Source organism: Streptomyces sp. NPDC005566, assembly GCF_040605575.1.
GTDB lineage: Bacteria > Actinomycetota > Actinomycetes > Streptomycetales > Streptomycetaceae > Streptomyces.
The window spans coordinates 103,201-124,803 of the sequence record NZ_JBEXDB010000020.1 but is presented as its reverse complement, the minus strand read 5'-3'; the positions used below and the strand labels follow the sequence as shown (position 1 = coordinate 124,803).

General features: G+C 69.8%; 18 protein-coding genes and 1 riboswitch. Of the genes, 8 read left to right on the top strand and 10 right to left on the bottom strand.

Going from position 1 to position 21,603, the window contains the following annotated elements:
* Positions 1 to 35: 35 nt before the first annotated feature.
* From ABZS61_RS28600 to ABZS61_RS28575, 6 genes are all read left to right on the top strand, one after another.
* Positions 36 to 659: a class I SAM-dependent methyltransferase gene (locus ABZS61_RS28600; protein WP_356427290.1), complete on the top strand. Its 624-nt coding sequence runs from the start codon at positions 36 to 38 to the stop codon at positions 657 to 659.
* Complete coding sequence (locus tag ABZS61_RS28595; RefSeq protein WP_356427287.1) at positions 656 to 1,873, top strand: hypothetical protein; 1,218 nt, start codon at positions 656 to 658, stop codon at positions 1,871 to 1,873. The genes ABZS61_RS28600 and ABZS61_RS28595 overlap by 4 nt, the downstream gene beginning before the upstream one ends.
* Positions 1,874 to 1,917: 44 nt before the next feature.
* Positions 1,918 to 2,691, top strand: coding sequence for a hypothetical protein (locus tag ABZS61_RS28590; protein ID WP_356427284.1), 774 nt, complete (start codon positions 1,918 to 1,920; stop codon positions 2,689 to 2,691).
* Positions 2,692 to 3,732, top strand: a complete 1,041-nt coding sequence (locus ABZS61_RS28585) for a Gfo/Idh/MocA family oxidoreductase (RefSeq protein WP_356427281.1) — start codon at positions 2,692 to 2,694, stop codon at positions 3,730 to 3,732.
* On the top strand, positions 3,729 to 4,475 hold the full coding sequence (locus ABZS61_RS28580) for an SDR family oxidoreductase (RefSeq protein WP_356427278.1): 747 nt from the start codon (positions 3,729 to 3,731) through the stop codon (positions 4,473 to 4,475). Before ABZS61_RS28585 ends, ABZS61_RS28580 begins: the two co-directional genes overlap by 4 nt.
* A gap of 122 nt (positions 4,476 to 4,597) precedes the next feature.
* The gene (locus tag ABZS61_RS28575) at positions 4,598 to 5,092 is read left to right on the top strand and encodes a pyridoxamine 5'-phosphate oxidase family protein (protein ID WP_356427275.1); all 495 of its coding nucleotides are present in this window, start codon (positions 4,598 to 4,600) and stop codon (positions 5,090 to 5,092) included.
* A gap of 332 nt (positions 5,093 to 5,424) precedes the next feature.
* Here the strand turns inward: ABZS61_RS28575 and ABZS61_RS28570 are convergent, their stop codons facing one another.
* From ABZS61_RS28570 to ABZS61_RS28555, 4 genes are all read right to left on the bottom strand, one after another.
* Complete coding sequence (locus ABZS61_RS28570; protein ID WP_356427272.1) at positions 5,425 to 6,075, bottom strand: thymidine kinase; 651 nt, start codon at positions 6,073 to 6,075, stop codon at positions 5,425 to 5,427.
* A 221-nt stretch (positions 6,076 to 6,296) separates the two neighbouring features.
* Entirely contained in the window at positions 6,297 to 7,484 is a 1,188-nt protein-coding gene (locus ABZS61_RS28565) for a nucleotide pyrophosphatase/phosphodiesterase family protein (RefSeq protein WP_356427269.1), read from the bottom strand.
* On the bottom strand, positions 7,484 to 8,080 hold the full coding sequence (locus ABZS61_RS28560; RefSeq protein ID WP_329206686.1) for a DUF5998 family protein: 597 nt from the start codon (positions 8,078 to 8,080) through the stop codon (positions 7,484 to 7,486). The genes ABZS61_RS28565 and ABZS61_RS28560 overlap by 1 nt, the downstream gene beginning before the upstream one ends.
* A 61-nt stretch (positions 8,081 to 8,141) precedes the next feature.
* The gene (locus ABZS61_RS28555) at positions 8,142 to 11,144 is read right to left on the bottom strand and encodes a GNAT family N-acetyltransferase (RefSeq protein ID WP_356427265.1); all 3,003 of its coding nucleotides are present in this window, start codon (positions 11,142 to 11,144) and stop codon (positions 8,142 to 8,144) included.
* A 161-nt stretch (positions 11,145 to 11,305) separates the two neighbouring features.
* On the opposite strand from ABZS61_RS28555, the gene ABZS61_RS28550 reads away from it, so the two are divergent.
* Positions 11,306 to 11,587 (top strand): HPr family phosphocarrier protein, encoded by a 282-nt coding sequence (locus ABZS61_RS28550; RefSeq protein WP_329206688.1) that lies wholly within the window; start codon positions 11,306 to 11,308, stop codon positions 11,585 to 11,587.
* A gap of 170 nt (positions 11,588 to 11,757) precedes the next feature.
* Here the strand turns inward: ABZS61_RS28550 and ABZS61_RS28545 are convergent, their stop codons facing one another.
* The 4 genes from ABZS61_RS28545 to ABZS61_RS28530 all read right to left on the bottom strand — a co-directional run bounded on the left by ABZS61_RS28545 (position 11,758) and on the right by ABZS61_RS28530 (position 16,620).
* Positions 11,758 to 12,462, bottom strand: coding sequence for a GntR family transcriptional regulator (locus tag ABZS61_RS28545; protein WP_356427261.1), 705 nt, complete (start codon positions 12,460 to 12,462; stop codon positions 11,758 to 11,760).
* A 223-nt stretch (positions 12,463 to 12,685) separates the two neighbouring features.
* Positions 12,686 to 13,474, bottom strand: a complete 789-nt coding sequence (locus tag ABZS61_RS28540) for a M23 family metallopeptidase (RefSeq protein WP_356427258.1) — start codon at positions 13,472 to 13,474, stop codon at positions 12,686 to 12,688.
* A 12-nt stretch (positions 13,475 to 13,486) separates the two neighbouring features.
* Positions 13,487 to 13,654, bottom strand: a riboswitch (cyclic di-AMP (ydaO/yuaA leader).
* A 192-nt stretch (positions 13,655 to 13,846) separates the two neighbouring features.
* Positions 13,847 to 15,229 carry a pitrilysin family protein gene (locus tag ABZS61_RS28535; RefSeq protein WP_356427346.1) on the bottom strand — a complete coding sequence of 461 codons (1,383 nt, stop codon included), beginning with the start codon at positions 15,227 to 15,229 and terminating at the stop codon, positions 13,847 to 13,849.
* 26 nt (positions 15,230 to 15,255) lie between these two features.
* Positions 15,256 to 16,620, bottom strand: a complete 1,365-nt coding sequence (locus tag ABZS61_RS28530; RefSeq protein ID WP_356427255.1) for a pitrilysin family protein — start codon at positions 16,618 to 16,620, stop codon at positions 15,256 to 15,258.
* Between the two features lie 248 nt (positions 16,621 to 16,868).
* Here ABZS61_RS28530 and ABZS61_RS28525 point away from each other — a divergent pair, with 248 nt between their 5' ends.
* On the top strand, positions 16,869 to 19,319 hold the full coding sequence (locus tag ABZS61_RS28525; protein WP_351170594.1) for a DNA topoisomerase IV subunit A: 2,451 nt from the start codon (positions 16,869 to 16,871) through the stop codon (positions 19,317 to 19,319).
* Between the two features lie 28 nt (positions 19,320 to 19,347).
* Here ABZS61_RS28525 and ABZS61_RS28520 read toward each other — a convergent pair whose 3' ends face one another.
* On the bottom strand, positions 19,348 to 20,412 hold the full coding sequence (locus ABZS61_RS28520; protein ID WP_356427251.1) for a GTP-binding protein: 1,065 nt from the start codon (positions 20,410 to 20,412) through the stop codon (positions 19,348 to 19,350).
* Between the two features lie 22 nt (positions 20,413 to 20,434).
* Positions 20,435 to 21,598, bottom strand: coding sequence for a citrate synthase/methylcitrate synthase (locus ABZS61_RS28515; RefSeq protein WP_356427248.1), 1,164 nt, complete (start codon positions 21,596 to 21,598; stop codon positions 20,435 to 20,437).
* Positions 21,599 to 21,603 lie beyond the last annotated feature (5 nt).

The following is a 21,603-nucleotide window of genomic DNA, read 5'->3' as shown; positions in this document are numbered from 1 at the left end:
CGTACCGCCGCCAGCCCTCAACCAACGGAAAACCCATGTTCGAGGACATCAACGACGAAATCGACTCGATCGGCGCACAGGACCCACGCGCGCCGATCGCACTCCACCGGCCCGATCTCCCCTTCAAGAAGCTCGACTCCCCCTACTACCGCATAGCCCTTCGCCGCGTCGCCGCTGCCACGCGCCCGCGCAGCTATCTGGAGATCGGGGTCAAGGAAGGCGGCTCACTGGCCGTGGTCCTCGACGCCAGTGGCGCAGTGGACCGGCTGGTCCTGTGCGACTTCTTCACCATCAACGAGAAGAAGCAGGGACATCGCGACCGCGCCGAAACGGAGATCTCCCGACGCGGTTTCGCCGGCTCCGTCTCCTGGCTCGACGGTTCCTCCACCGCGACCGTGCCGACGCTGACCGAGTCCTTCGACCTGATCGGAGTCGACGGCAGCCACCGCCGCTCCATCCTGGCCCAGGACCTGCGCAACGTCTTTCCGCTGCTCGACATCGGTGGCCACATCGTGGTCGACGACCTCTCGCTGTTCGAGGACCACCGGCTCGCCCAGGTCTTCGACGAATTCGCCGACACCCACAAGGATCAGTGCACCGTGGTCTATCGCACCACCGCCGCATGGCCGGGCGTGGGAGTTATTCGGAGGGACGCATGAGCCCCAGCCGCGACCACGTCGGCACATCCGACCTGGACACTCTCACCGCCGCCCTCGCCGAGACCATCGCCGGACGCCTGTCCGAGAGCGAATTCGCCGCACGGTGTGCGGGCAGCCCCGACGCTCCCGGCTTCATCGCGCGGACGCTGCAGCACGCCCTCACGAAGCAGGACTGGGACGCCGTCGAGATCCTGACGCCCATCTGTGCCGCCCAGCCGGACGAGCGCTACGCGGTTCCCCTGGCCGCCATCCTGGATCGTCAGTGCCTGGAGATCTCCAACCGGGACGTCGTCACGGCACTGGCCCGCACCAGGTCGACGGACGCCGTCCCCGCCCTCGCCCGGGCCCTCGTGCGCGTCAGCACTCCGCACCCCCATTGGACCCCTGGAGGGGAGGGGGCCGAGCAGGCAGACGCTCTGCGCAAGGACTGCGCCACGGCACTGACCACGATCGGTACCCCCGAAGCACTGGCAGCGGTGAGCACCGCTGCCGGCCGTCCCCCAGGAGCAGACGTGACCCATGCGCTCGACAACCTCGTCGTCGACTGGAACGACTTCGAAGCAGCCGGTGAGATCACCCGCAAGGCCGTGCACGCCCTGGCAGAGGACAAGGCGGCTCTGCGCGACCTCGTCTACGCCGTCGAGCACAAGCCCGAACTGCTGGCCATGTGCGAGCGCCACCAACTGCTCGACTACATCGTGCTGTACGACGCCCTGGACCGTGGCATCCGGCTCAGGCTGCACATCTCCACCGACGATCACTACGACCGTCCTCACGATCACCGGTTCTCCTTCTCCAGCCGCATCGTGACGGGTGGTTACACCCACACCTGGTACCACCTGGACAGTGACCTCTACGAAGGGGACGCCCCCGAGGCCCGGCAGTACCTCTCCCGGCACAACCCCGACCCACGGGGCCATGCGCACCTGGACAAGCTCACGCCCCACGTCATCCGCTGGGAGTCTCCGGGCAGCTGCTACACGATGCACCACAGCGCCATCCACACCACCTTCACCACCCCGGACACGGTCTCGCTGTTCCTGCGGGGGCCGGTGGAGAAGGACCGTTCGGTGATCATGGATCCCGCTGCCGGGACGCTCTGGTGGCGCTTCGGCCGCCAGGAGGAGCCGGAGGAGCGTCGCCGCGAGAAGTCCATGGGGCTGACGGCCTACCTGGAGATCCGTGAGCGGCTGGAGAAGCTCGGCGTCATCTGAACCCGTACCAGCAGGAGACGACAAGGGCCAACAAGGAGACCACCGTGACCACCAGCCCGGACCGCATTCACGTCCACAACACTCCGGTCGAGCTGTTCGAAGGCATCGACCCCATCGACTGGGAGGACCTGCCCGGCTCGGCCGCCCTCACCCAGCGTCTCATCCGCGAGTTCGCCGAGGACAAGGCGCTCTTCCGCCGCCTGCTGCTCGCTGTCGAACACGACCCCTACCTGTGGGCCAAGTGCGAGGAGGACGTGGTCGAGGACAAGATCGTCCTGTGGGACGACGTCGAGAAGGGGCTGCGCATCCGTCTGCGCATGTCCACCGACTACCAGCAGCAGCTCGCGCACAACCACCGGTTCTCCTTCACCAACCTGGTGCTCCGCGAAAGCTACCTGCACCGCAATTACGTGGCCCGCAACGGCTTCGACGAGAAGACCCTTCCCGATGACGTCCAGCCGGTCCTGCTGCACGAGGACCGCGCGGGCGACTGCTTCACCATCCACCACAACGCGCTGCATTCCACTCCCTTCACCCAACTGGGCACCATCTCCCTGGTGCTGCGCGGCAATCCCGTCAAGGACCGTGCCCCGGTGATGTTCAAGGAGGCCCGGGGCCGCGAGGAGGCGGTGGAGGAGTGGGCGCGTTCCACGGCCGAACCGCTGTCGGAGGTCGAGCCCGAAGAGGCCGGCGTGGGAACCATGTTCTGGCGCGTCGGGGAGGACCGCGAGTCGACCGAGCGTCGTGCGGAGCGACAGATGACCAGGGAGAAGTACTCCTACTGGTGCCAGGAGCTGGAAGACATAGGGATCATCTAGATGTCCCTGCACTCCTCCGACCCGCCCGATCGCCCGGTCCGCTACGGCCTGATCGGGCCGGGCTCACACGCCCACGAACAGCTCCTCCCTGCACTGGCGACGCTCGAGGGAGCAGAGTTGGCCGCCATCGCTGCCCGTACGCCGCACAACGCGGCCCGGGCAGCGACCCGGTGGCGGGCCGGCGCCTACGTGGACCACTGGACCGAACTCGCCGACACCGCTGTGGTGGACGCGGTCCTGGTGGCCGCCTCACCTGACCTGCACGCGGAGATCCTCGCCCACTGCCTGCCCAGGGGCATCAGCGTCTTCGTCGAGAAGCCCCCGGCACCCGACACCGACACCCTGCGCCGTCTGGTCGACGTCGAACAGAGCGCCCCGGAAGGGGTGGTCGCCTTCGTCGGCTTCAACTTCCCCTACGGGAGTTCCTACACCAAGCTCCGAGCCGCTCTTGCTCCGCACGGGGAGCTCCGCAGCGTCGACGTTCGCATGGTCTCGGCCAAGCCGGCCGTCCCCGTTCGGCACGAGGCCACCGTCCTGGACAGCCTCCTGGAGGGACTGGGCACCCACGCGGTCGACATGGTGGTGCGCGAGCTCGGCATGCCCGACGAGGTCCACGCCCACGCCGCACACATAGGTGGTCACCGGATATCGGTGCGCATCACGATGGTCCACCGTGACGGACGCCTGGGCACCGTCCATATCGGCAACCATTCCAATCGCCTGGAATACCGGTGCGAACAAGTCACCGAGCAAGGCGCCGTCGGCATTCTGGACCAGCACAACTCCGTACAGGTGAGCCTGCCCGCCTCGTCGGCCAGACAGCACCTGGTCGACGCCAAGGAGGTGGTGCGCTACGACTGGCCGAGCCGCCGCGGCGGCTACGACCGCACCGGCTACAGCCGCGAACTCGAGTCCTTCCACCAGTCGGTACGCGACCGGCTCCCCAGCACCTCGACGCTCATGTCCTGCCTGAACACCTACCTCGTTCTGGACCGGGCACGCGACCAGCTGAAGAGCCAACCATGTGGAGCCGCGCGATGACGGATCCCGCATCCCCGGCCACGCCTGCACAGCCGCTCGCCGGACAGGTCGCACTCGTGACGGGCGGAGGCACCGGCATCGGGGCCGGCATCGCCCTGATGCTCGCCGGACTCGGCGCCCAGGTGGTCGTCAACCAGCCGGAGCTCTCACCGCCGTCCGGCCCGTACACAGTCATTCCCGCCGATGTGCGCGACCGCGGACAGGTCTCACGCATGTTCGCCCAGGTCCACGAGACGTTTTCGCGGCTGGACGTCCTGGTCAACAACGCGGGTATCTTCCCCCGCGCCGATCCCCTCGACCTCGGCGAGGACATCTGGGATGCCGTGCTGGACACCAACTTGAAGGGTGCGTTCTTCTGCGCCCAGGAGGCCGCGCGGCTGATGATCCCGCAGCGCTACGGGCGCATCGTCAACATCGCCTCCAGCGCAGCACTGACCGGGTCGCCACGAGGCGCCCACTACGCGGCCAGCAAGGCGGGGATGATCGGCATGGGCAAGTCCCTGGCGCGGGCCCTCGCCAGGCACCGGATCACGGTCAACACGGTCGCCCCCGGAATGACCTGGACCGATCAGCCAGGGCTCGACGCCCAGGGCTTCGAGGAGGAAGGCCGCAAGATACCCCTGGGTCGCGTCGCGTCACCCGGGGATGTGGCCGGCGCGGTCGCCTACCTCGTGGGGGAATCGGGCGGCTACATCACCGGACAGACCCTCCAGGTCAACGGCGGGGCCGTGATGCTTCCATGACCGCGCACCCGCCCCGGTCCGCCGCGGAGGCGGCCCTTTCGGCCTCCGGGTCCGAAGCACCCGTCCCACCGGACAGTCTGGCCCGGATCTTCGGGTCGCCTCCGCCGCACGTCCGCGCGAAGGTGTCGCCCGTCCTGCACGAGTGGGCACAGACCTTCATCGCCGCGTCCCCCTTCGTCGTCCTGGCCAGCTCGGATGCGCACGGCAACCACGACGCCTCCCCACGCGGAGGGCCACCCGGATTCTGCCGGGTCCTGGATGCGCACACGATCGCCATCCCGGAACAGCCTGGAAACAACCTTCTCCAGACGATCCGCAATGTGAAAGAGAACCCCGGCATCGCACTGCTTTTCCTCATACCGGGAATCAGCGAGACGGCACGCGTCAACGGCATCGCTGAATTCGCACTGAGCAAGAGCCCCGGTTGGACGGAACTGTCCGGCCTGTGGGCCGACGGCGAGCAGTTGCGTGGGAGCATCCTCGTCCACGTCAAAGAAGCCTATTACCACTGCGGGCGGGCTGGAAAATTCGCCCGCCTCTGGGACATCGAAACCATCCGCGAGAACGCGGCGACCAGGCCTGTTCCCAAGCGTCCGGCTCGCCCGCCCTCCTCTTAGCGGGTCACCGACCCCCGGGCGACATCACCATCACGCATATGTCGAGAAGCACCCGATCTCTCCTCCGTGAAGCCTTTCGGGTTACTTCTCGCTCCTGACCGGAACCGGTGTCGATCTCCCGGACGGAATGACATCCACCTTTCTCCGCCGCTGCCGAAGATGGGGCGAGGTGCGCAGGACGGGCGACATCTACGAGCCGAAGGAGACTCTGGAAAAGCTCGGCAGGAAAGGGACGGACGGGCCATGACTCGACCCTTTCGGCGAATCGAGCATCCATCGGACCCGGAGCGGTTCATCCCGTGCGGCCCAGGGTGACAAGCCGCATCGACCGTTCAGACAGAACTCACGGGCAGCACGTCCGGCGACAGCGATCCCGCCTGCGACGTCGCGCTCGTCATCTGCCTGCGGTGGTGGCGCCGGCACAGCACCTCGTAGCCGATCTCGTCCGGCTGGTTGGCCACGTCGCCCACCATGACCTGCTCGCCCTCGACCACCATCACGCCGCCCACCGTGCGGGCGTTGTGCGTAGCGCGGGCACCGCACCAGCACAGCGCCTCCACCTGCAACGTCTCCACACGGTCCGCGAGTTCGATCAGCCTCTGCGAGCCGGGGAAGAGACGGGTCCGGAAGTCGGTGGTGATGCCGAACGCGTAGACGTCCATCTCGAGGTCGTCCACGACGCGCGCCAACTGGTCGACCTGCTCGGGGGCGAGGAACTGCGCCTCGTCCGCAATCACGTAGTCGACCCGGCCGCCCCGTTGCAGCCGGTCCACGACGTAGCCGTACAGGTCGAAACCGGACCCCGCCTCCACCGCGTCGGTCACCAGCCCCAGACGCGACGACAGTTTGCCCTCACCCGCCCGGTCGTCCCGGGTGAAGATCAGCCCCTCCAGCCCCCGAGCGGAACGGTTGTGTGCAATCTGAAGGGCCAAAGTTGACTTTCCACAGTCCATCGTCCCGGAGAAGAACACCAACTCAGACATCAGCAACGCGGGCCCTTCCCCGACGAACTTACGTGGACAACCCCGTCAGCACGGAGGAGATCGCAACCGGATCGGCCGGCGCCGCCCACCGCCCGACCCGCCTGCGGCGAAGACCCAGGAGAGTCGGTGCTCTTTCCGCAGTCCACCGTCCCGGACAGGAACACAGGCTCGGGCATGAGAAGTTGAGCGCCTTTCGGGTCGCGCGCAGTGGAGGGAGGGAGTTACGAGCGTACTTCGAGGAGCGGGACGAGCTGCTCGGCCGGGGTCAGCGAACCGTGCATGCCGGCCATCACGGACTCATGGGGCTCGTTGACCGACGCGGTGATCACCACATCGTCGTGCGCGGCCGCGACCACGTCCCCGATCCTGCCGTAGACCCGCTCGTCGATCCGCGGGCCGAACCAGCCGGCCGCGATCGCCTCGTCCCGGCTCGCCACCCAGAACTGCTCGCCGAGCACTTCGCGCCACACGGCCAGAACGTCGCTCGAAGCCCCGGGGACCGCGTACACATGACGGGCCCTGCCTTCGCCGCCGAGCAGGGCGACTCCGGCGCGGAGCTCCCAGTCCTCGTCGAAGTCGATCCTGGACTGCTCGTCGAACGGGATGTCGATCATTCCGTGGTCGGCGGTGATGTACAGCGCCGAGCGGGACGGAAGCTGCTCGGCGAGGCGCCGGGCCAGCCCGTCGACATACATCAGCTGGCCCCGCCAGGCGTCGGAGTCGACGCCGAAGCGGTGTCCCTTGCCGTCGACCTCGCTGTAGTACGTGTAGACGAGCGACCTGTCACCGGCGGCGAGCCGCTCCGCGGCCAGGTCCATCCGGTCCTCGCCGGAGAGCCGGCCGAGGAACGAACCACCGCTGAGCGCGACCTTGGTGAGCGGGGTCTGCTCGAAGGTGGGTGCGGAGACCTGGGCCGTGTGCACGCCTGCCGCGTCGGCGAGCTGGAAGACCGTGGGATACGGCTGCCAGACCTTGGGCTGGGTCCAGGGCTTCCAGCGGAGCTGATTCATCAGCTCGCCGGTCTCCGGATTGCGCGCGGTGTAGCCGGGAAGGCCGTGCTCGCCGGGCGCCAGCCCCGTACCGACGGAGGCGAGCGAGGTCGCCGTGGTGGACGGGAAGCCCGACGTGATCGGGCGGCCCGTGCCGCCGCGGGACGTGGGGAGCAGCGAGTGCAGGAAGGGCGCCTCGTCCGGGTGTGCCTCGATCTGCTCCCAGCCGAGTCCGTCGATCAGGAAGACGCAGTTCCGGTCGGCGGGGGTCAGCTCCGCGAGCGTTGCCTCGAAGCCGGGTACGCCCTGCCCCGCGGCGATCGTAGGGAGCAGGTCCGCGAGCGAGCCGCTGCCGTACTCGGGCACGGGAGCGCTGTCGAGAGTGAGCAGAACGGGGTCCTGCCAGGCCGGGTGGGCCATCAGCGGCCGGTCGCCGCAGTGGCGGCCGTGGCCTCGGAGAGCGCCTGGGCGAAGGCCAGGGTCTGGCGCACCGTGTCCGGTCCGTCACCGGCCTCACTCACCCGCAGACTCAGGTCGTCGGCCGTGGAGCTGCCGGTGTAGCCGTGGTCGGCCTCGCAGTTGGGGTCGCCGCAGGCGGCGGGCTCGAGATCGATGCGGGAGACCGCACCCCAGCCGATGGTCAGGACGACCTCGCGGGGCAGGGTGCCGGGCACGTACTTCTCGGGGTCGGCGACCACGCGGCTGACCACGACGGAGGAGATCCGGTCGAGCTTGACCGACTCGGTGGACGTGGTGGCGTACGGAGTCGGGGAGCTCGTGTCGGCGGCCTGCTCGTCCGTGTGGCTGACGATGAAGCGGGTGTCCGTCAGGACCAGGACCGTGACGTGGCGACGCACCTCGTTGGAGTCGAAGGTGGTCTCCTGGTGCACCAGGTACGACGCGACAGGCTCACCGCCGACGGCGGCCTCCACCGCCTCGGCCACGAGGGCCGGGTAGTAGCCGCTGCGCTCGATCGCCGCGCGCAGCCCCTGGGTCGTCGTACCGGTCTTTGCCATACGGACCATCCTACGGGGGGCCGGTGGCTGCCGGGGACGCCGTGGTGAGGTCCGGGGGCAGTCAGTAGTTGGGGAGTCTGCGGGGACCGAGATCGGTCCGGGCCGGAGGCGGCGCGAGCCGGACGCTCGCCCCGAGAACGGTCAGGCCCTGCGTGGCGACCACGACGGGCTCCAGCGCGACCGACACGACCTCGGGGTGGTCGTCGACCAGACGGGACACCCGCAGGAGGAGTTCTTCGAGCGCCGCGGTGTCCGCGGGCGCGGAGCCCCGCCAGCCGAACAGCACGGGCGCGGCCCTGATGGACCGGATCAGCTCCGCGGCATCGCGGTCGGTGGCCGGTACGAGGCGGTGGGCCACGTCGCCGAGCAGCTCGGAGGGTGCGCCGGCCAGACCGAAGGAGAGGACGGCTCCCGCGGCGGCGTCGATCGAGGCCCGTACGACGGTGTCGACGCCGCGCGGCGCCATGGCCTGGACGACGGGCCGCAGCTCGGCAGGCGTGCCGAGCAGCTCGGTCAGTTCGCCGTAGGCCCGGCCCAGGGCGCTCTCGTTGGCGAGGTCGAGCCGGACACCGCCGAGGTCCGCTCGGTGACGGAGGTGGGGGGCGGTCGTCTTGAGCGCCACCGGGTAGCCGAGCTGCGCCGCGGCGGCGATTGCGGCCTGCGGGTCGGGGGCGGGGAGGGCCGGCCGTACGGCGATGCCGTAGCGGCCGAGCAGTTCGGCTGCCTCGTCGTGGGTGAGCGGACGGCCCTTCGGATCGGGGCCGGGCCCGAGCAGCGCCTCGATCAGGGTGGCCGTCCCCGGCTCGTCGATGGTCTCGTCCAGGAACTCGGGAATCTTCCCGGGCACGGCAGCCTGCCGCCGCCACTGCGCGTACTTCACGGCCTCGGAGAGCGCCCGGACGGCCCGCTCGGCGGCCGGGTAGGCGGGGATCCGCCCGGTCCTGGGCTGCGGACCGAGCGCGTCGTCGGGCCCGTCGCCGCGTTCCGTGGTGCCGCTCGCTCCGGGCCCGGCACCGTCCCGGCCGGTGCCCTCCCGGGCTGTCGTACCGGCACGTGTCGCGTCCGGCCGCGGCGCACCGGCCGGGGGCTCTGCGCCCGACCCCCGCTCCCCCGGCTCGGTGGTCGCCGGGGTGCCTGTCGTGAACGGGGCCGGTGCCTGCGCCCCCCTCCTGGATCCGCCGGCCGGGGTGGCCGTGCTCGCGGCCGCTGCGAGGGCCTCCGCCAGGCCGCCCATTTCGACGTGCACCACGGCGACGGGCTTGGCCGGGCCGGTTGCCACCGCCTCCTGCAGGGCCGCGGCGAGCACCTCGCCTTCGCCCGTCTCCGCTTCACCGTTCTCTCCCACCCAGGGGATCGCGGTCACGATCACGGCGTCGCAGGTCTGGTCGGTGAGCGCCTCGGCCAGAGCGTCCCGGAAGTCCTGCGGTCCGGCCGCGGTCGTCAGGTCGCGCGGCGGGCGCGGGCGAAGTCCTTCGGCGAGGCAGGCGTCGTACGTGAGGAGGCCGAGCGATTCGGAGTTGCCGAGGATCGCCACCCGGGGACCGGCCGGCAAGGGCTGATCGGCGAGCAGCAGGCCCGCGTCGACCATCTCCGTGACCGTGTCGACGCGGATCACGCCGGCCTGGCGCATCAGTGCGGAGACCGTCGCGTCGGGAATCCGGCTGACGGGGACGGCGTGGCCGGGCGGGGTGGAGCCGCTGTGCCGGGCGCCCTTGACGACGACCACGGGCTTCACTGCGGCGGTCCGGCGGGCGAGCCGGGTGAACTTGCGCGGGTTGCCGAGCGACTCGAGGTAGAGGAGGGCCACATCGGTGTCCTGGTCCTCGAACCAGTACTGCAGGAAGTCGTTGCCGGAGACATCGGCCCGGTTGCCCGCGGAGATGAACGTCGAGAGCCCCGCGCCGCGCCGGTGCAGGCCGGACAGCAGGGCGATCCCGATCGCGCCGGACTGGGTGAACAGCCCGATGCGTCCGGGTGCGGGCGATTCGGGTGCGAGAGAGGCGTTCAGGCGGACGGCGTCGGAGGTGTTGATGATGCCGAAGGCGTTCGGACCGATGATCCGCATCCCGTACGAACGGGCCTGCCGGACGAGTTCGCGCTGGCGCTCCCGGCCTTCGGCGCCGCGCTCGGCGTAACCGGCGGAGAGGACGACGAGGCCCTGGACCTCGTGCTCACCGCAGTCGGCCACCGCCTCCGGTACCCGCTCGGCCGGGACGGCGACGATCGCGAGGTCGACCTGCTCGCCGATCTCGCCCACGGAGCGGTGCGCGGGCACACCGTCGACCGTGGCCTGTTCGGCGGCGAAGGACCGGTTCACCGCGTAGGTGCGCCCGGTGAAGCCCGAGCCGCGAAGGTTGCGCAGCACCGTGCGGCCCACTCCGCCCGGGGCGCGTCCGGCGCCGACCACGACGACGGATCCGGGGGCCAGCAGCCGCTGCACGGAGCGCGCCTCGGCCCGCTGTTCACGGCCGCGCTGGACGGCGAGGGACGCCGCGGTGGGTTCGAGGTCGAGCGTGAGGTGGACGGAACCGTCCTCGAAGCTGCGCTGCTGGGTGTAGCCGGCGTCCCGGAACACCTTGATCATCTTGTTGTTCGCGGGCAGCACTTCGGCGGCGAAGCGCACGATGCCGCGCTCGCGGGCAACCGCCGCGATGTGTTCGAGGAGCGCCGAAGCCACGCCGCGGCCCTGGTGGGCGTCCTGGACGAGGAAGGCGACCTCTGCCTCGTCGGCTGGTGCGGAGGCCGGTCTGCCCTGCTCGTTGATCCGGTCGAAGCGGACGGTCGCGATGAACTCTCCGCCGATCGTGACGGCCAGCCCCACCCGGTCGACGTAGTCGTGATGGGTGAAGCGGTGCACGTCCTTGGCGGAGAGACGTGGATAGGGGGCGAAGAAGCGGTAGTACTTCGACTCGTCGGAGACCTGTTCGTAGAAGCTGACCAGCCGCTCGGCATCGTCCGTGGTGATCGGCCTGATCCTGGCGGTACCACCGTCGCGGAGCACCACGTCCGCCTCCCAGTGGTCGGGGTACGCGTGATGCGGACTCTGCTCCGGCGTGGGCTCCATGGGCAAAGCCTACGGCCGCCGCACCGGTCGCGGACGGATCGCTGCGCGGGCAGTCTGAGGGAGCCGACCGGCGGTGGCGGCAGGGCAGGAGGTCGGGCACAGCAGTGCGCACTGCATGAGAGACTGGTCTAGACAACCATTGATACGTGAAGGGCAGAACCATGGCTGAGCGCCGCGTCAACGTCGGTTGGGCCGAGGGCCTGCACGCCCGCCCCGCATCCATCTTCGTCCGTGCCGCCACGGCCTCCGGCGTCCCCGTGACGATCGCCAAGGCCGACGGCAACCCGGTGAACGCCGCCTCCATGCTCGCGGTGCTCGGCCTGGGTGCCCAGGGTGGCGAGGAGATCGTGCTCGCGTCCGAGGCGGACGACGCCGAAGCCGCCCTGGACCGTCTGGCGAAGCTGGTCACCGAGGGGCTCGAGGAGCTTCCGGAGACCGTCTGATTCCGCCCGCTCCGGGCAGGAATTACTTCCTCGACAAAGCCGCGGTATCCCCATCGGGAACCGTGGCTTTCTCGTTTCCGGGAAGCCCCGGACCACCGTGACGAAGACCCGAATTCGGGCAGCATAAAGAAAGCCCTTCCGAATTCACTTCTTTGTATACGGCGCCATTGTTAATGCCGGACACCTGCGATGTTTACAGAATGTTGCGAAGTCCTCACCCGGGCCGGACCGGTCGTGCGGCCCGGCCGGTCCGTGCGCCGCAGGCGGTGGGCGGCGGTGGCCCGCTCGGCGTGCTGGGCCGCGAGCACCCTGGCCCGCTCCGCGTCACCGCGCGCCACGGCGTCCACGATGGCGCCGTGCTCGGCCCAGGAATCGGCGGGGCGGGCCGGATGCTCGACCGCGTACATCCAGGTGATCTTGTGCCTGAGCTGGGTGAGCAGCGCGATGAGGGCGGGGCTGGCCGACGCCTGGGCCAGCGTCTCGTGGAACCAGCCGCCCAGCGAGCGCAGATCCTCCCCCTCGCCCCGGCGGACCCGCTCCTGCCCCAGTCTGACCAGGCCTCGGAGCACCTTGAGGTGGGCCTCGGTACGGCGCTGGGCGGCACGCGCGGCGCCCAGCGGCTCCAGGAGCATGCGGATCTCCAGGAGGTCGGCGGCCTCCTGCTCCGTGGGCTCGGCGACGCAGGCACCGGCGTGCCGGCGGGTGACGACGAACCCCTCGGACTCCAGGGTGCGCAGTGCCTCGCGCACCGGGACGCGGGAGACCCCGTACCGACGTGCGAGCACCTCCTCGGTGAGGCGGCTGCCGCGTTCGAAGACACCGGAGACGATGTCGTCACGGATTGCCGTGCATACCGAATGCGCGGGAATGCGCATGTCCGAACCTCCGCCTTAATCCCCGCGTAACGCGGCCGATCGACGCCTGTTCTGTGACTCTATTGCAATCAGTCGCAATTTCCGATGGCGGAGCGGAATCCATGGATATCTTCCAGCCGACGAGTACTTCTCCGGCGGTTCGCGGCGGAGCAGTCCCGGGGCGCGGCACGACGAAGGCCCCGGCGGGTGCCGGGGCCTTCGGGAAGCTGTGCGGTACGAGGTCTCAGACCTGGAGACCGTGCGCTCGGAGGTAGGCGACGGGATCCATGTCGGACCCGTACTCCGGGGTGGTCCGCGCCTCGAAGTGCAGGTGCGGTCCGGTGGAGTTGCCGGTGGAGCCCGACAGGCCTATCTGCTGCCCCGAGGTGACGCTCTGTCCGACGGACACGCCGATCGAGGAGAGGTGGCCGTACTGGGTGTAGGTGCCGTCCGTCATCCGGAGCACGATGTTGTTGCCGTACGCGCCGCCCCAGCCCGCCGTGACGACGGTACCGGCGCCGACCGCGACGACGGAGCTGCCGGACGCGGCGCGGAAGTCGACGCCGGAGTGGCTGCCGGAGGACCAGAGGGCACCGCTGGACTTGTAGCCGGTGGTCACGGAGGAGCCGGCGACCGGGAGGTGGAAGGCGTTCAGCCGGGCGCGCTCGGCGGCACGGGCGGCGCGTGCCTCGGCCTCACGGACCTCCTTGGCGCGGGCTTCGGCCTTGCGCTTCGCCTCGGCCTTCGCCTTTGCCTTTGCCGCAGCTTCGGCCTTCGCCTTCGCCGCGACGTCGGCCTGGTGCTGCTGCGCCTCGGCCTGGGCGTCGATCTGCGCGGCGAGAGTGGTGTCGATGGCAACGGCCTGGGTCAGACCGGTGACGGTGAGGGCCTCGGAGTCCGCGGCGAGGGCCGGGGAGGCCGTTGCGCCGATGACGCCGGTGGTGGCCAGAGCCGCGATGCCGGCGACCTTGGCGCTCCTGCGCGTCAGGCGGCTCGGGGCACGGTGCTTCCCGGTGGCACGGGTGAACGCCATGGAGGGGCTGATCCTTTCCTTCCTTCTCGCCTACCGGGTTAGCTGACGGGTTCGGAGCAGGAAGGTCTCCTACGGATTCCCCGCCTCGTACGAGACGCGGACATCCGATTCACCCCAGGGACTACGTGGGTCCCCGGCTCCCCAGGCTCGCGCCTGACGGGGACTCGGCGATGACTGTCCGGCGCCGCGGGTGCGGCATACGTCTGGCGGACAGCCGAGCCGACGCTAGGCCGGGCGACTTTCAATCACCAAACGGACAGGTCGCTTTGTCGGACATCCCACAGGCCATACAGGAACGCATTGCACCAAATCAGACAAAAGGGAGAACCCCGGCGAGTGCGTGCTCGCCGGGGTTCGCCCTGTCCTGTTCCGTCAGCCGGTGACGACCGACACCTCGCCGATACCCAGCGCCCTCACGGGCTCCGCGATCTGCGAAGCGTCCCCCACGAGGACCGTGACCAGCCGGTCCACGGGGAACGCGTTGACCACCGCGGCCGTCGCCTCCACCGTGCCGGTCTCCGCCAGGCGCGCGTACAGCTGGGCCTGGTAGTCGTCCGGGAGGTGCTGCTCCACCTGGTCGGCGAGGGTGCCCGCGACCGATGCCGCCGTCTCGAACTTCAGCGGGGCGACCCCTACGAGGTTCTGTACGGCGGTCTCGCGCTCGGCGTCCGTCAGTCCCTCGGCCGCCAGGGTGCGCAGGACCTTCCAGAGGTCGTCCAGGGCCGCCCCGGTGGACTCCGTGTCCACGGAGCCGCTGATGGCGAGCATCGCGGCGCCGGTCGCCCCGGATGCGGATCCGGGTGCCGTCGAACGCAGCACCTGGCCGAAGGCCCGGACCCCGTAGGTGTAGCCCTTCTCCTCGCGCAGGACGCGGTCGAGACGTGAGGTGAGGGTGCCGCCCAGGCAGTACGTGCCCAGGACCTGGGCGGGCCAGACGCTGTCGTGCCGGTCGGCGCCGATCCGGCCGAGCAGCAGTTGCGTCTGCACGGCCCCGGGACGGTCCACGATCACTACCCGGCCCGTGTCGTCCGCGGTGATCGGAGGCACCGGGCGCGACTGACCGGCGTTGCCCGACCAGTCACCGATGGTGTCCGCGAGCAGCGTGTCCAGATCGACCCCGGTGAGATCACCGACGATGACGGCCGTCGCGGTGGACGGGCGGACATGGGCGTCGTAGAAGGCGCGCACGCCCGCGGCGTCGATCCGGCGCACGGTCTCCTCGGTGCCCTGGCGCGGACGCGACATCCGCGCCGTGGCAGGGAACAGCTCCTTGGAGAGCTGCTTGGCGGCACGCCGGGCGGGGTTGGCCTGCTCGTGCGGAATCTCGTCGAGCCGGTTGCCCACCAGGCGCTCCACCTCGCTCTCGGTGAACGCCGGCGCCCGCAGCGCTTCGGCGACCAGGCCGAGCGCCTTGGAGAGCCGGGAGACCGGGACCTCCAGCGAGACCCGGACACCGGGGTGGTCGGCGTGCGCGTCGAGCGTGGCACCACAACGCTCCAGCTCGGCGGCGAACTCCTCCGCGGAGTGCTTGTCGGTGCCCTCGGACAGCGCGCGCGCCATGATCGTGGCCACACCGTCCAGCCCCTCGGGCTCGGCGTCGAGCGGCGCGTCCAGGAAGATCTCCACGGCGACGACCTGCTGGCCGGGGCGGTGGCAGCGCAGCACGGTCAGGCCATTGGGCAGAGCGCCGCGATCGGGCGCGGGAAAGGCCCAGGGCCTGGCCTCGCCTGCGGTCGGCTGCGGGTGGTACTCCATCGCTACTCCAGTCACGGCGGCGTCGGTCACTTCTCGGCCCCCTCGTGGTCGTCGGTGCTGCCTGCGGCATCCTCGGCCTCGTCCGCCGGCTCGACCGGCTCGTAGACCAGGACCGCCCGGTTGTCGGGACGCAGATGCGCCTGGGCGGCCGCCTGGACCTCCTGCGCGGTGACGTCGAGCACTCGCTGCACCGCGGACAGGGCGAGCTGGGGGTCGCCGAACAGCACGGCATACCTGCACAGTTCGTCGGCGCGGCCCGCGACCGTGCCGAGCCTGTCCAGCCACTCGCGCTCCAACTGGGCCTGCGCCCGCTCCATTTCCTCGGGCGTGGGGCCTTCGGCCGCGAAACGGGCCAGCTCCTCGTCGACGGCCGTCTCGATCTGCGGCACCTCGACACCACCGGACGTCTTGACGTCCAGCCAGCCCAGGGAGGGCGCTCCGGAGAGCCTGAGCAGCCCGAATCCCGCGGCCACCGCCGTACGGTCCCGGCGGACCAGGCGGTTGTGCAGCCGGGACGACTCGCCACCGCCGAGGACGGTCAGCGCCAGGTCCGCGGCGTCACACTCACGGGTGCCGTCGTGCGGCAGCCGGTAGGCGGCCATCAGCGCACGCGCGGGAACCTCCTCGTGCACCACCTCGCGCAGCTGCTCACCGATGGTGCCGGGCAGCGTGCCGTCGCGCGGCGGCTGCTTGCCGTCGTGCGAGGGGATGGAGCCGAAGTACTTCTCGATCCAGGCCAGCGTCTGCTCCGGGTCGATGTCACCGACCACCGAGAGCACGGCGTTGTTGGGCGCGTAGTACGTGCGGAAGAACGCCTGGGCGTCGTCCAGGGTCGCCGCGTCCAGATCGGCCATCGACCCGATCGGCGTGTGGTGGTACGGGTGGCCCTCCGGGTACGCGAGGGCCGTGAGCTTCTCGAACGCCGTGCCGTAAGGAACGTTGTCGTAGCGCTGACGGCGCTCGTTCTTCACGACGTCGCGCTGGTTCTCCATGGACTCGTCGTCGAGCGCGGTGAGCAGCGAGCCCATCCGGTCGGCTTCGAGCCACAGAGCGAGCTCCAGCTGGTGTGTGGGCATCGTCTCGAAGTAGTTGGTGCGCTCGAAGCTGGTGGTTCCGTTCAGGGAACCGCCGGCCCCCTGCACCAGTTCGAAGTGTCCGTTCCCCTTGACCTGGCCGGAACCCTGGAACATCAGGTGCTCGAAGAGGTGAGCCAGGCCGGTGCGTCCCTTGACCTCGTGACGGGAACCGACGTCGTACCAGAGGCAGACCGCGGCGACCGGGGTCAGATGGTCCTCCGAGAGCACCACGCGCAGGCCGTTGGCCAGGCGGTGCTCGGTCGCCGTCAAGCCGCCGGAACCGGCCTGGGCTGTGGCCGTGTGACCCATGGGCATGTACGTCCCTTCGATCGCGATACAGGATTTCCTGCCGGACCTGCCACTGTAAGCAAGCGCACCGGCACCTGGCGAAGTTCCCGATCGGTGAATGTTGTCGTAGATGGTGCCGTAAACAGGGGCTCCTGAGGGGCCCCTGAGACCACTTCGGACGGGTCGAGGTCGGCGTTGTCAGTACGGCGGTCCACAATGGTCGGCGTCAGAACCTGAGGTTGCCCGACAGAATCTGTGAAGGAGTCGCAGCCGCGATGGCCCGCCGCAGCACGAAGACCCCGCCGCCGGACGACTTCGAGGAGAAGATCCTCGACATCGACGTCGTCGACGAAATGCAGGGCTCCTTCCTCGAGTACGCGTACTCGGTGATCTACTCCAGGGCCCTGCCCGACGCCCGCGACGGCATGAAGCCCGTGCACCGCCGCATCGTGTCCCAGATGAACGAGATGGGGCTGCGCCCCGACCGCGGCTACGTGAAGTGCGCCCGTGTCGTCGGCGAAGTGATGGGCAAGTTGCACCCGCACGGTGACGCGTCGATCTATGACGCACTGGTGCGCATGGCACAGCCGTTCTCGATGCGCCTGCCCCTCGTCGACGGACACGGCAACTTCGGCTCGCTCGGCAACGACGACCCGCCGGCCGCCATGCGGTACACCGAGTGCCGGATGGCCGACGCCACGTCGCTGATGACGGAGTCGATCGACGAGGACACCGTCGACTTCCAGTCGAACTACGACGGCCAGGAGCAGGAGCCCGTCGTCCTCCCGGCGGCGTACCCGAACCTCCTGGTCAACGGGGCGTCCGGGATCGCGGTCGGCATGGCGACCAACATGCCCCCGCACAACCTCGGCGAGGTGATCGCCGCCGCCCGCCATCTCATCAGGCACCCGAACGCCGACCTCGAGACCCTGATGCGTTTCGTCCCGGGCCCCGACCTGCCGACCGGTGGCAGGATCGTCGGTCTCGGCGGCATCAAGGACGCGTACGCTGCAGGCCGCGGCACGTTCAAGATCCGTGCCACCGTCGCGATAGAGGACGTCACGCCGCGCCGCAAGGGCCTCGTCGTCACCGAACTCCCCTTCACCGTCGGCCCGGAGAAGGTGATCGCCAAGATCAAGGATCTCGTCTCCGCGAAGAAGCTCCAGGGCATCGCCGACGTCAAGGACCTCACCGACCGGTCGCACGGGCTCCGGCTGGTGATCGAGGTCAAGAACGGCTTCGTGCCGGAGGCGGTGCTGGAGCAGCTCTACAAGCTGACGCCGATGGAGGAGTCCTTCGGCATCAACAACGTGGCGCTGGTCGACGGGCAGCCGCTCACCCTGGGGCTCAAGGAGCTCCTGGAGGTCTACCTCGACCACCGCTTCGAGGTGGTGCGCCGGCGCAGCGAGTTCCGCAGGACCAAGCGCCGGGACCGGCTGCATCTGGTCGAGGGTCTTCTCGTCGCCCTGCTCGACATCGACGAGGTCATCCGCATCATCCGGGACAGCGACAATTCGGCGCAGGCCAAGGAGCGGCTGATCGAGCGCTTCTCCCTGAGCGAGATCCAGACGATGTACATCCTGGACACCCCGCTGCGCAGGCTCACCCGGTTCGACCGGATCGAGCTGGAGAGCGAGCGCGACCGGCTGAACGACGAGATCGACAAGCTGACGGCGATCCTGGAGTCGGACGCGGAGCTGCGCAAGCTCGTCTCGGCCGAACTGGCCGCGGTGGCGAAGAAGTTCGGCACCGACCGGCGCACGGTACTGCTGGAGTCGGCAGGTTCGCAGGTCGCCTCCGTGCCGCTGGAGGTCGCCGACGACCCGTGCCGGGTGCTCCTCTCGTCCACCGGTCTGCTGGCCCGTACGGCCAACGCCGACCAGGTCGTGGCGGCCGAGGACGCCAAGCGCACGAAGCACGACGTGGTCGTCTCGGCCGTCCCCGCGACGGCGCGGGGCGATGTGGGTGCGGTGACGTCCACGGGACGCCTGCTGCGGCTGTCGGTGATCGATCTGCCGCGGCTGCCGGACACCCATGCGGCTCCCAACCTCTCGGGAGGGGCTCAGATCTCGGAGTTCCTCACGCTGGAGACGGGCGAGGAGCTGATCTGCCTCACCACGCTGGACGAGGAGTCGCCCGGCCTGGCGATCGGCACCCTGCAGGGGGTGGTGAAGCGCGTGGTGCCCGACTACCCGGCCAACAAGGACGAGCTGGAGGTCATCACGCTCAAGGACGGTGACCGCATCGTCGGCGCGACCGAGCTGCGTACGGGCGAGGAGGACCTGGTGTTCATCACGTCCGACGCACAGCTGCTGCGCTACCCGGCGGCGCAGGTGCGCCCGCAGGGGCGCCCGGCGGGCGGCATGGCGGGCGTCAAGCTCACGGCGGGGGCCGTGGTGCTCTCGTTCACGGCAGTGGATCCCGCGCTGGACGCCGTGGTGTTCACGGTGGCCGGGTCGCACGGCACTCTGGACGATTCGGAGCTGACCTCGAAGCTCACCCCGTTCGATCAGTATCCGCGCAAGGGCAGGGCAACCGGTGGGGTGCGCTGCCAGCGCTTCCTCAAGGGGGAGGACGTCCTGGTGTTCGCGTGGGCGGGCGGCGTTCCGGCCCGCGCCGCACAGCAGAACGGCACACCGGCAGAGCTGCCTGCCCCGGATCCGCGGCGCGACGGCTCGGGCACCCCGCTGACGAGCCCGGTCTCCGTGATCGCCGGCCCGCTGTAGACACCCGGCCGGACGACGTCGGGGCCGCTCAGGCTGCGCCGTCGTCCGGCTGCTGTACGTAGCGCAGGATGCCCCACATGCTGCGCTCGAGCACTCCGCCGGCCTCCTGCTCCGGCTCCCGGCAGTCGGAGAGCCCCTTGTGCAGCGCCTCCGCGTCGATCCCGGAACCGATCAGCACCAGCTGCGTGCACCTGGGCTCGTCCCGCGGCCACGCCTGTGGAACGAAGCGCAGAAACCCTCCGACGGAGTGCAGGGTGTACCTGTTTCCCGGGTCGCCCGCGCCGAAGTCGACGTTCCCCTTGATCCGGTAGAGGCCTGCGGGCCTGGAGTCGAGAAACTCGATGAACCGCCGGGGGTCCATCGGCACGTCGGCGGTGAAGGAGACGCTCTCGTACGCCGCGTGCAGATGGCTGTCGTGCTCGTGGTCCGTCTCCAGGAGAAGGTCCTCGAAGGTCAGCTGACGTGCGGTGTCGTCACCGTCCGGCCGCAGCACGGGATCGACGAGCAGCTCGGGGTCGATGCGCCCGAACTCGGCGTGGATGACAGCCGCCCTGCTGCCTACGGACGCCAGCACCTCGCGCACGGCGTCCAGTTCCGCCTGCGCCACCCTGTCGGTCTTGTTCAGCACGACGAGGTCCGCGACCCCGAGATGACGGTCGATCTCCGGGTGCCGCTCCCGCGTGGTCATGAATTCGGCGGCATCGACGACCTCGACCAGTCCCCCGTACCGGATGTGCGGATTGTCGCTGGCCAGCAGCATCCGTACGAGCTCCTGGGGTTCGGCGAGACCGCTCGCCTCGATGACGATCACATCGAGCCGGGCGGCTGGCCTGGTCAGCGTCTCCAGGAAGGTGTCGAGCTCGCTCGCGTCGACCGCGCAGCACAGGCAGCCGTTGCCCAGCGAGACCGTCGAGCCGACCTGCCCCGCGACGGCCATGGCGTCGATCTCGATGGAACCGAAGTCGTTGACGATCACACCGATACGGTTGCCGGCCCGGTTGCGGAGCAGATGGTTGAGCAGGGTCGTCTTGCCTGATCCCAGGAACCCCGCCAGGACGACGACCGGGATCTGCGGGGCGCGGGACGGGGTCAACGTGGGCCTTTCTCGTGGTCTGTCAGGGTGCCGGTACGGGCTGGGGCGGGGGCGTTCCCACATAGCGGGCCGCCGGGCGGATGATCTTCGAGTCCTCCGCCTGCTCCAGGATATTGGCGCTCCAGCCGACCACACGCGCGGCGCAGAAGGTGGGGGTGAACATCGCGCGGGGCAGACCGCAGAGCTCCATGACGACCCCGGCGTAGAACTCCACGTTGGTGTGCAGCTCACGCCCCGGCTTGAGCTCGGCGAGGATGGCCTCCACCTGCCGTTCGACCTCGACGGCGAAATCGACGAGTGGTCCGCCGAAGCTCTGCGCGATCGACCGCAGCATGCGTGACCGCGGGTCCTCGGTGCGGTAGACGGGGTGTCCGAAGCCCATGATCCGGCCCCCCGCGAGGACCTGTTCCCGGATCCAGCCGTCGATACGGTCCGGAGTCCCGATGGCGTCCAGTGTGTCCAGAGCCCGGCTGGGCGCTCCGCCGTGCAGCGGTCCGGAGAGCGCACCGACCGCCGCGACCAGGCAGGCGGCCACGTCCGCGCCGGTGGACGCCACCACCCTGCCGGTGAACGTCGACGCGTTGAAGCCGTGGTCGATGGTGGAGATGAGGTACTGCTCGACGGCCCTGACCCGTGCGGCGTCAGGCTCGGCTCCGGTGAGCATGTACAGGTAGTTCGCCGCGAACGGCAGGTCCTCACGCGGTCCGATCGGTTCGAGGCCCTGGCCGAGCCGGTGCAGGGCGGTCAGCACGGTGGGAACGGCGGCGCAGACCGCGAGCGCGTCGCTGCGGCGGCGGTCGGCGCCGATGTCGTACACCGGTCGGAATCCGGCCGAAGCCCCGAACAGCGAGAGTGCGGTGCGCAGCCCGGCCAGCGGACCGGAGACCGCGCCCGCGCGGACGATGGCCGGCAACGCGTCGCGCACCTCGTCCGGCAGACGGCGCAGACCGGCTGTGCGGGCCGCGAAGTCGGCGCCTTCGGCACCGTCGGGCAGTTCGCCGTGGAACAGCAGGTACCAGACGTCCTCGAAGCTGCGGCTGCGCGCCAGATCGATCGCCGAGTAGTGCCGGTAGTGGTAGAAGCCCTCGCGCCCGCGCACATCGCCGAGCGCGGTGTCGGTGACGATCACGCCGGCGAGACCGCGGGGCACGTCGAGCGGGGCGATACCAGTCCTCAAGGCAGACATTTCGG

Excerpts from the sequence above, each read along its gene's own strand:
- ABZS61_RS28600 (WP_356427290.1), top strand. The coding sequence starts at position 36 with ATGTTCGAGGACATCAACGACGAAATCGACTCGATCGGCGCACAGGAC.
- ABZS61_RS28595 (WP_356427287.1), top strand. The coding sequence starts at position 656 with ATGAGCCCCAGCCGCGACCACGTCGGCACATCCGACCTGGACACTCTC.
- ABZS61_RS28585 (WP_356427281.1), top strand. The coding sequence starts at position 2,692 with ATGTCCCTGCACTCCTCCGACCCGCCCGATCGCCCGGTCCGCTACGGC.
- ABZS61_RS28580 (WP_356427278.1), top strand. The coding sequence starts at position 3,729 with ATGACGGATCCCGCATCCCCGGCCACGCCTGCACAGCCGCTCGCCGGA.
- ABZS61_RS28570 (WP_356427272.1), bottom strand. The coding sequence starts at position 6,075 with ATGTCTGAGTTGGTGTTCTTCTCCGGGACGATGGACTGTGGAAAGTCA.
- ABZS61_RS28565 (WP_356427269.1), bottom strand. The coding sequence starts at position 7,484 with ATGGCCCACCCGGCCTGGCAGGACCCCGTTCTGCTCACTCTCGACAGC.
- ABZS61_RS28560 (WP_329206686.1), bottom strand. The coding sequence starts at position 8,080 with ATGGCAAAGACCGGTACGACGACCCAGGGGCTGCGCGCGGCGATCGAG.
- ABZS61_RS28555 (WP_356427265.1), bottom strand. The coding sequence starts at position 11,144 with ATGGAGCCCACGCCGGAGCAGAGTCCGCATCACGCGTACCCCGACCAC.
- ABZS61_RS28550 (WP_329206688.1), top strand. The coding sequence starts at position 11,306 with ATGGCTGAGCGCCGCGTCAACGTCGGTTGGGCCGAGGGCCTGCACGCC.
- ABZS61_RS28545 (WP_356427261.1), bottom strand. The coding sequence starts at position 12,462 with ATGCGCATTCCCGCGCATTCGGTATGCACGGCAATCCGTGACGACATC.
- ABZS61_RS28540 (WP_356427258.1), bottom strand. The coding sequence starts at position 13,474 with ATGGCGTTCACCCGTGCCACCGGGAAGCACCGTGCCCCGAGCCGCCTG.
- ABZS61_RS28535 (WP_356427346.1), bottom strand. The coding sequence starts at position 15,229 with ATGGAGTACCACCCGCAGCCGACCGCAGGCGAGGCCAGGCCCTGGGCC.
- ABZS61_RS28530 (WP_356427255.1), bottom strand. The coding sequence starts at position 16,620 with ATGCCCATGGGTCACACGGCCACAGCCCAGGCCGGTTCCGGCGGCTTG.
- ABZS61_RS28525 (WP_351170594.1), top strand. The coding sequence starts at position 16,869 with ATGGCCCGCCGCAGCACGAAGACCCCGCCGCCGGACGACTTCGAGGAG.
- ABZS61_RS28515 (WP_356427248.1), bottom strand. The coding sequence starts at position 21,598 with ATGTCTGCCTTGAGGACTGGTATCGCCCCGCTCGACGTGCCCCGCGGT.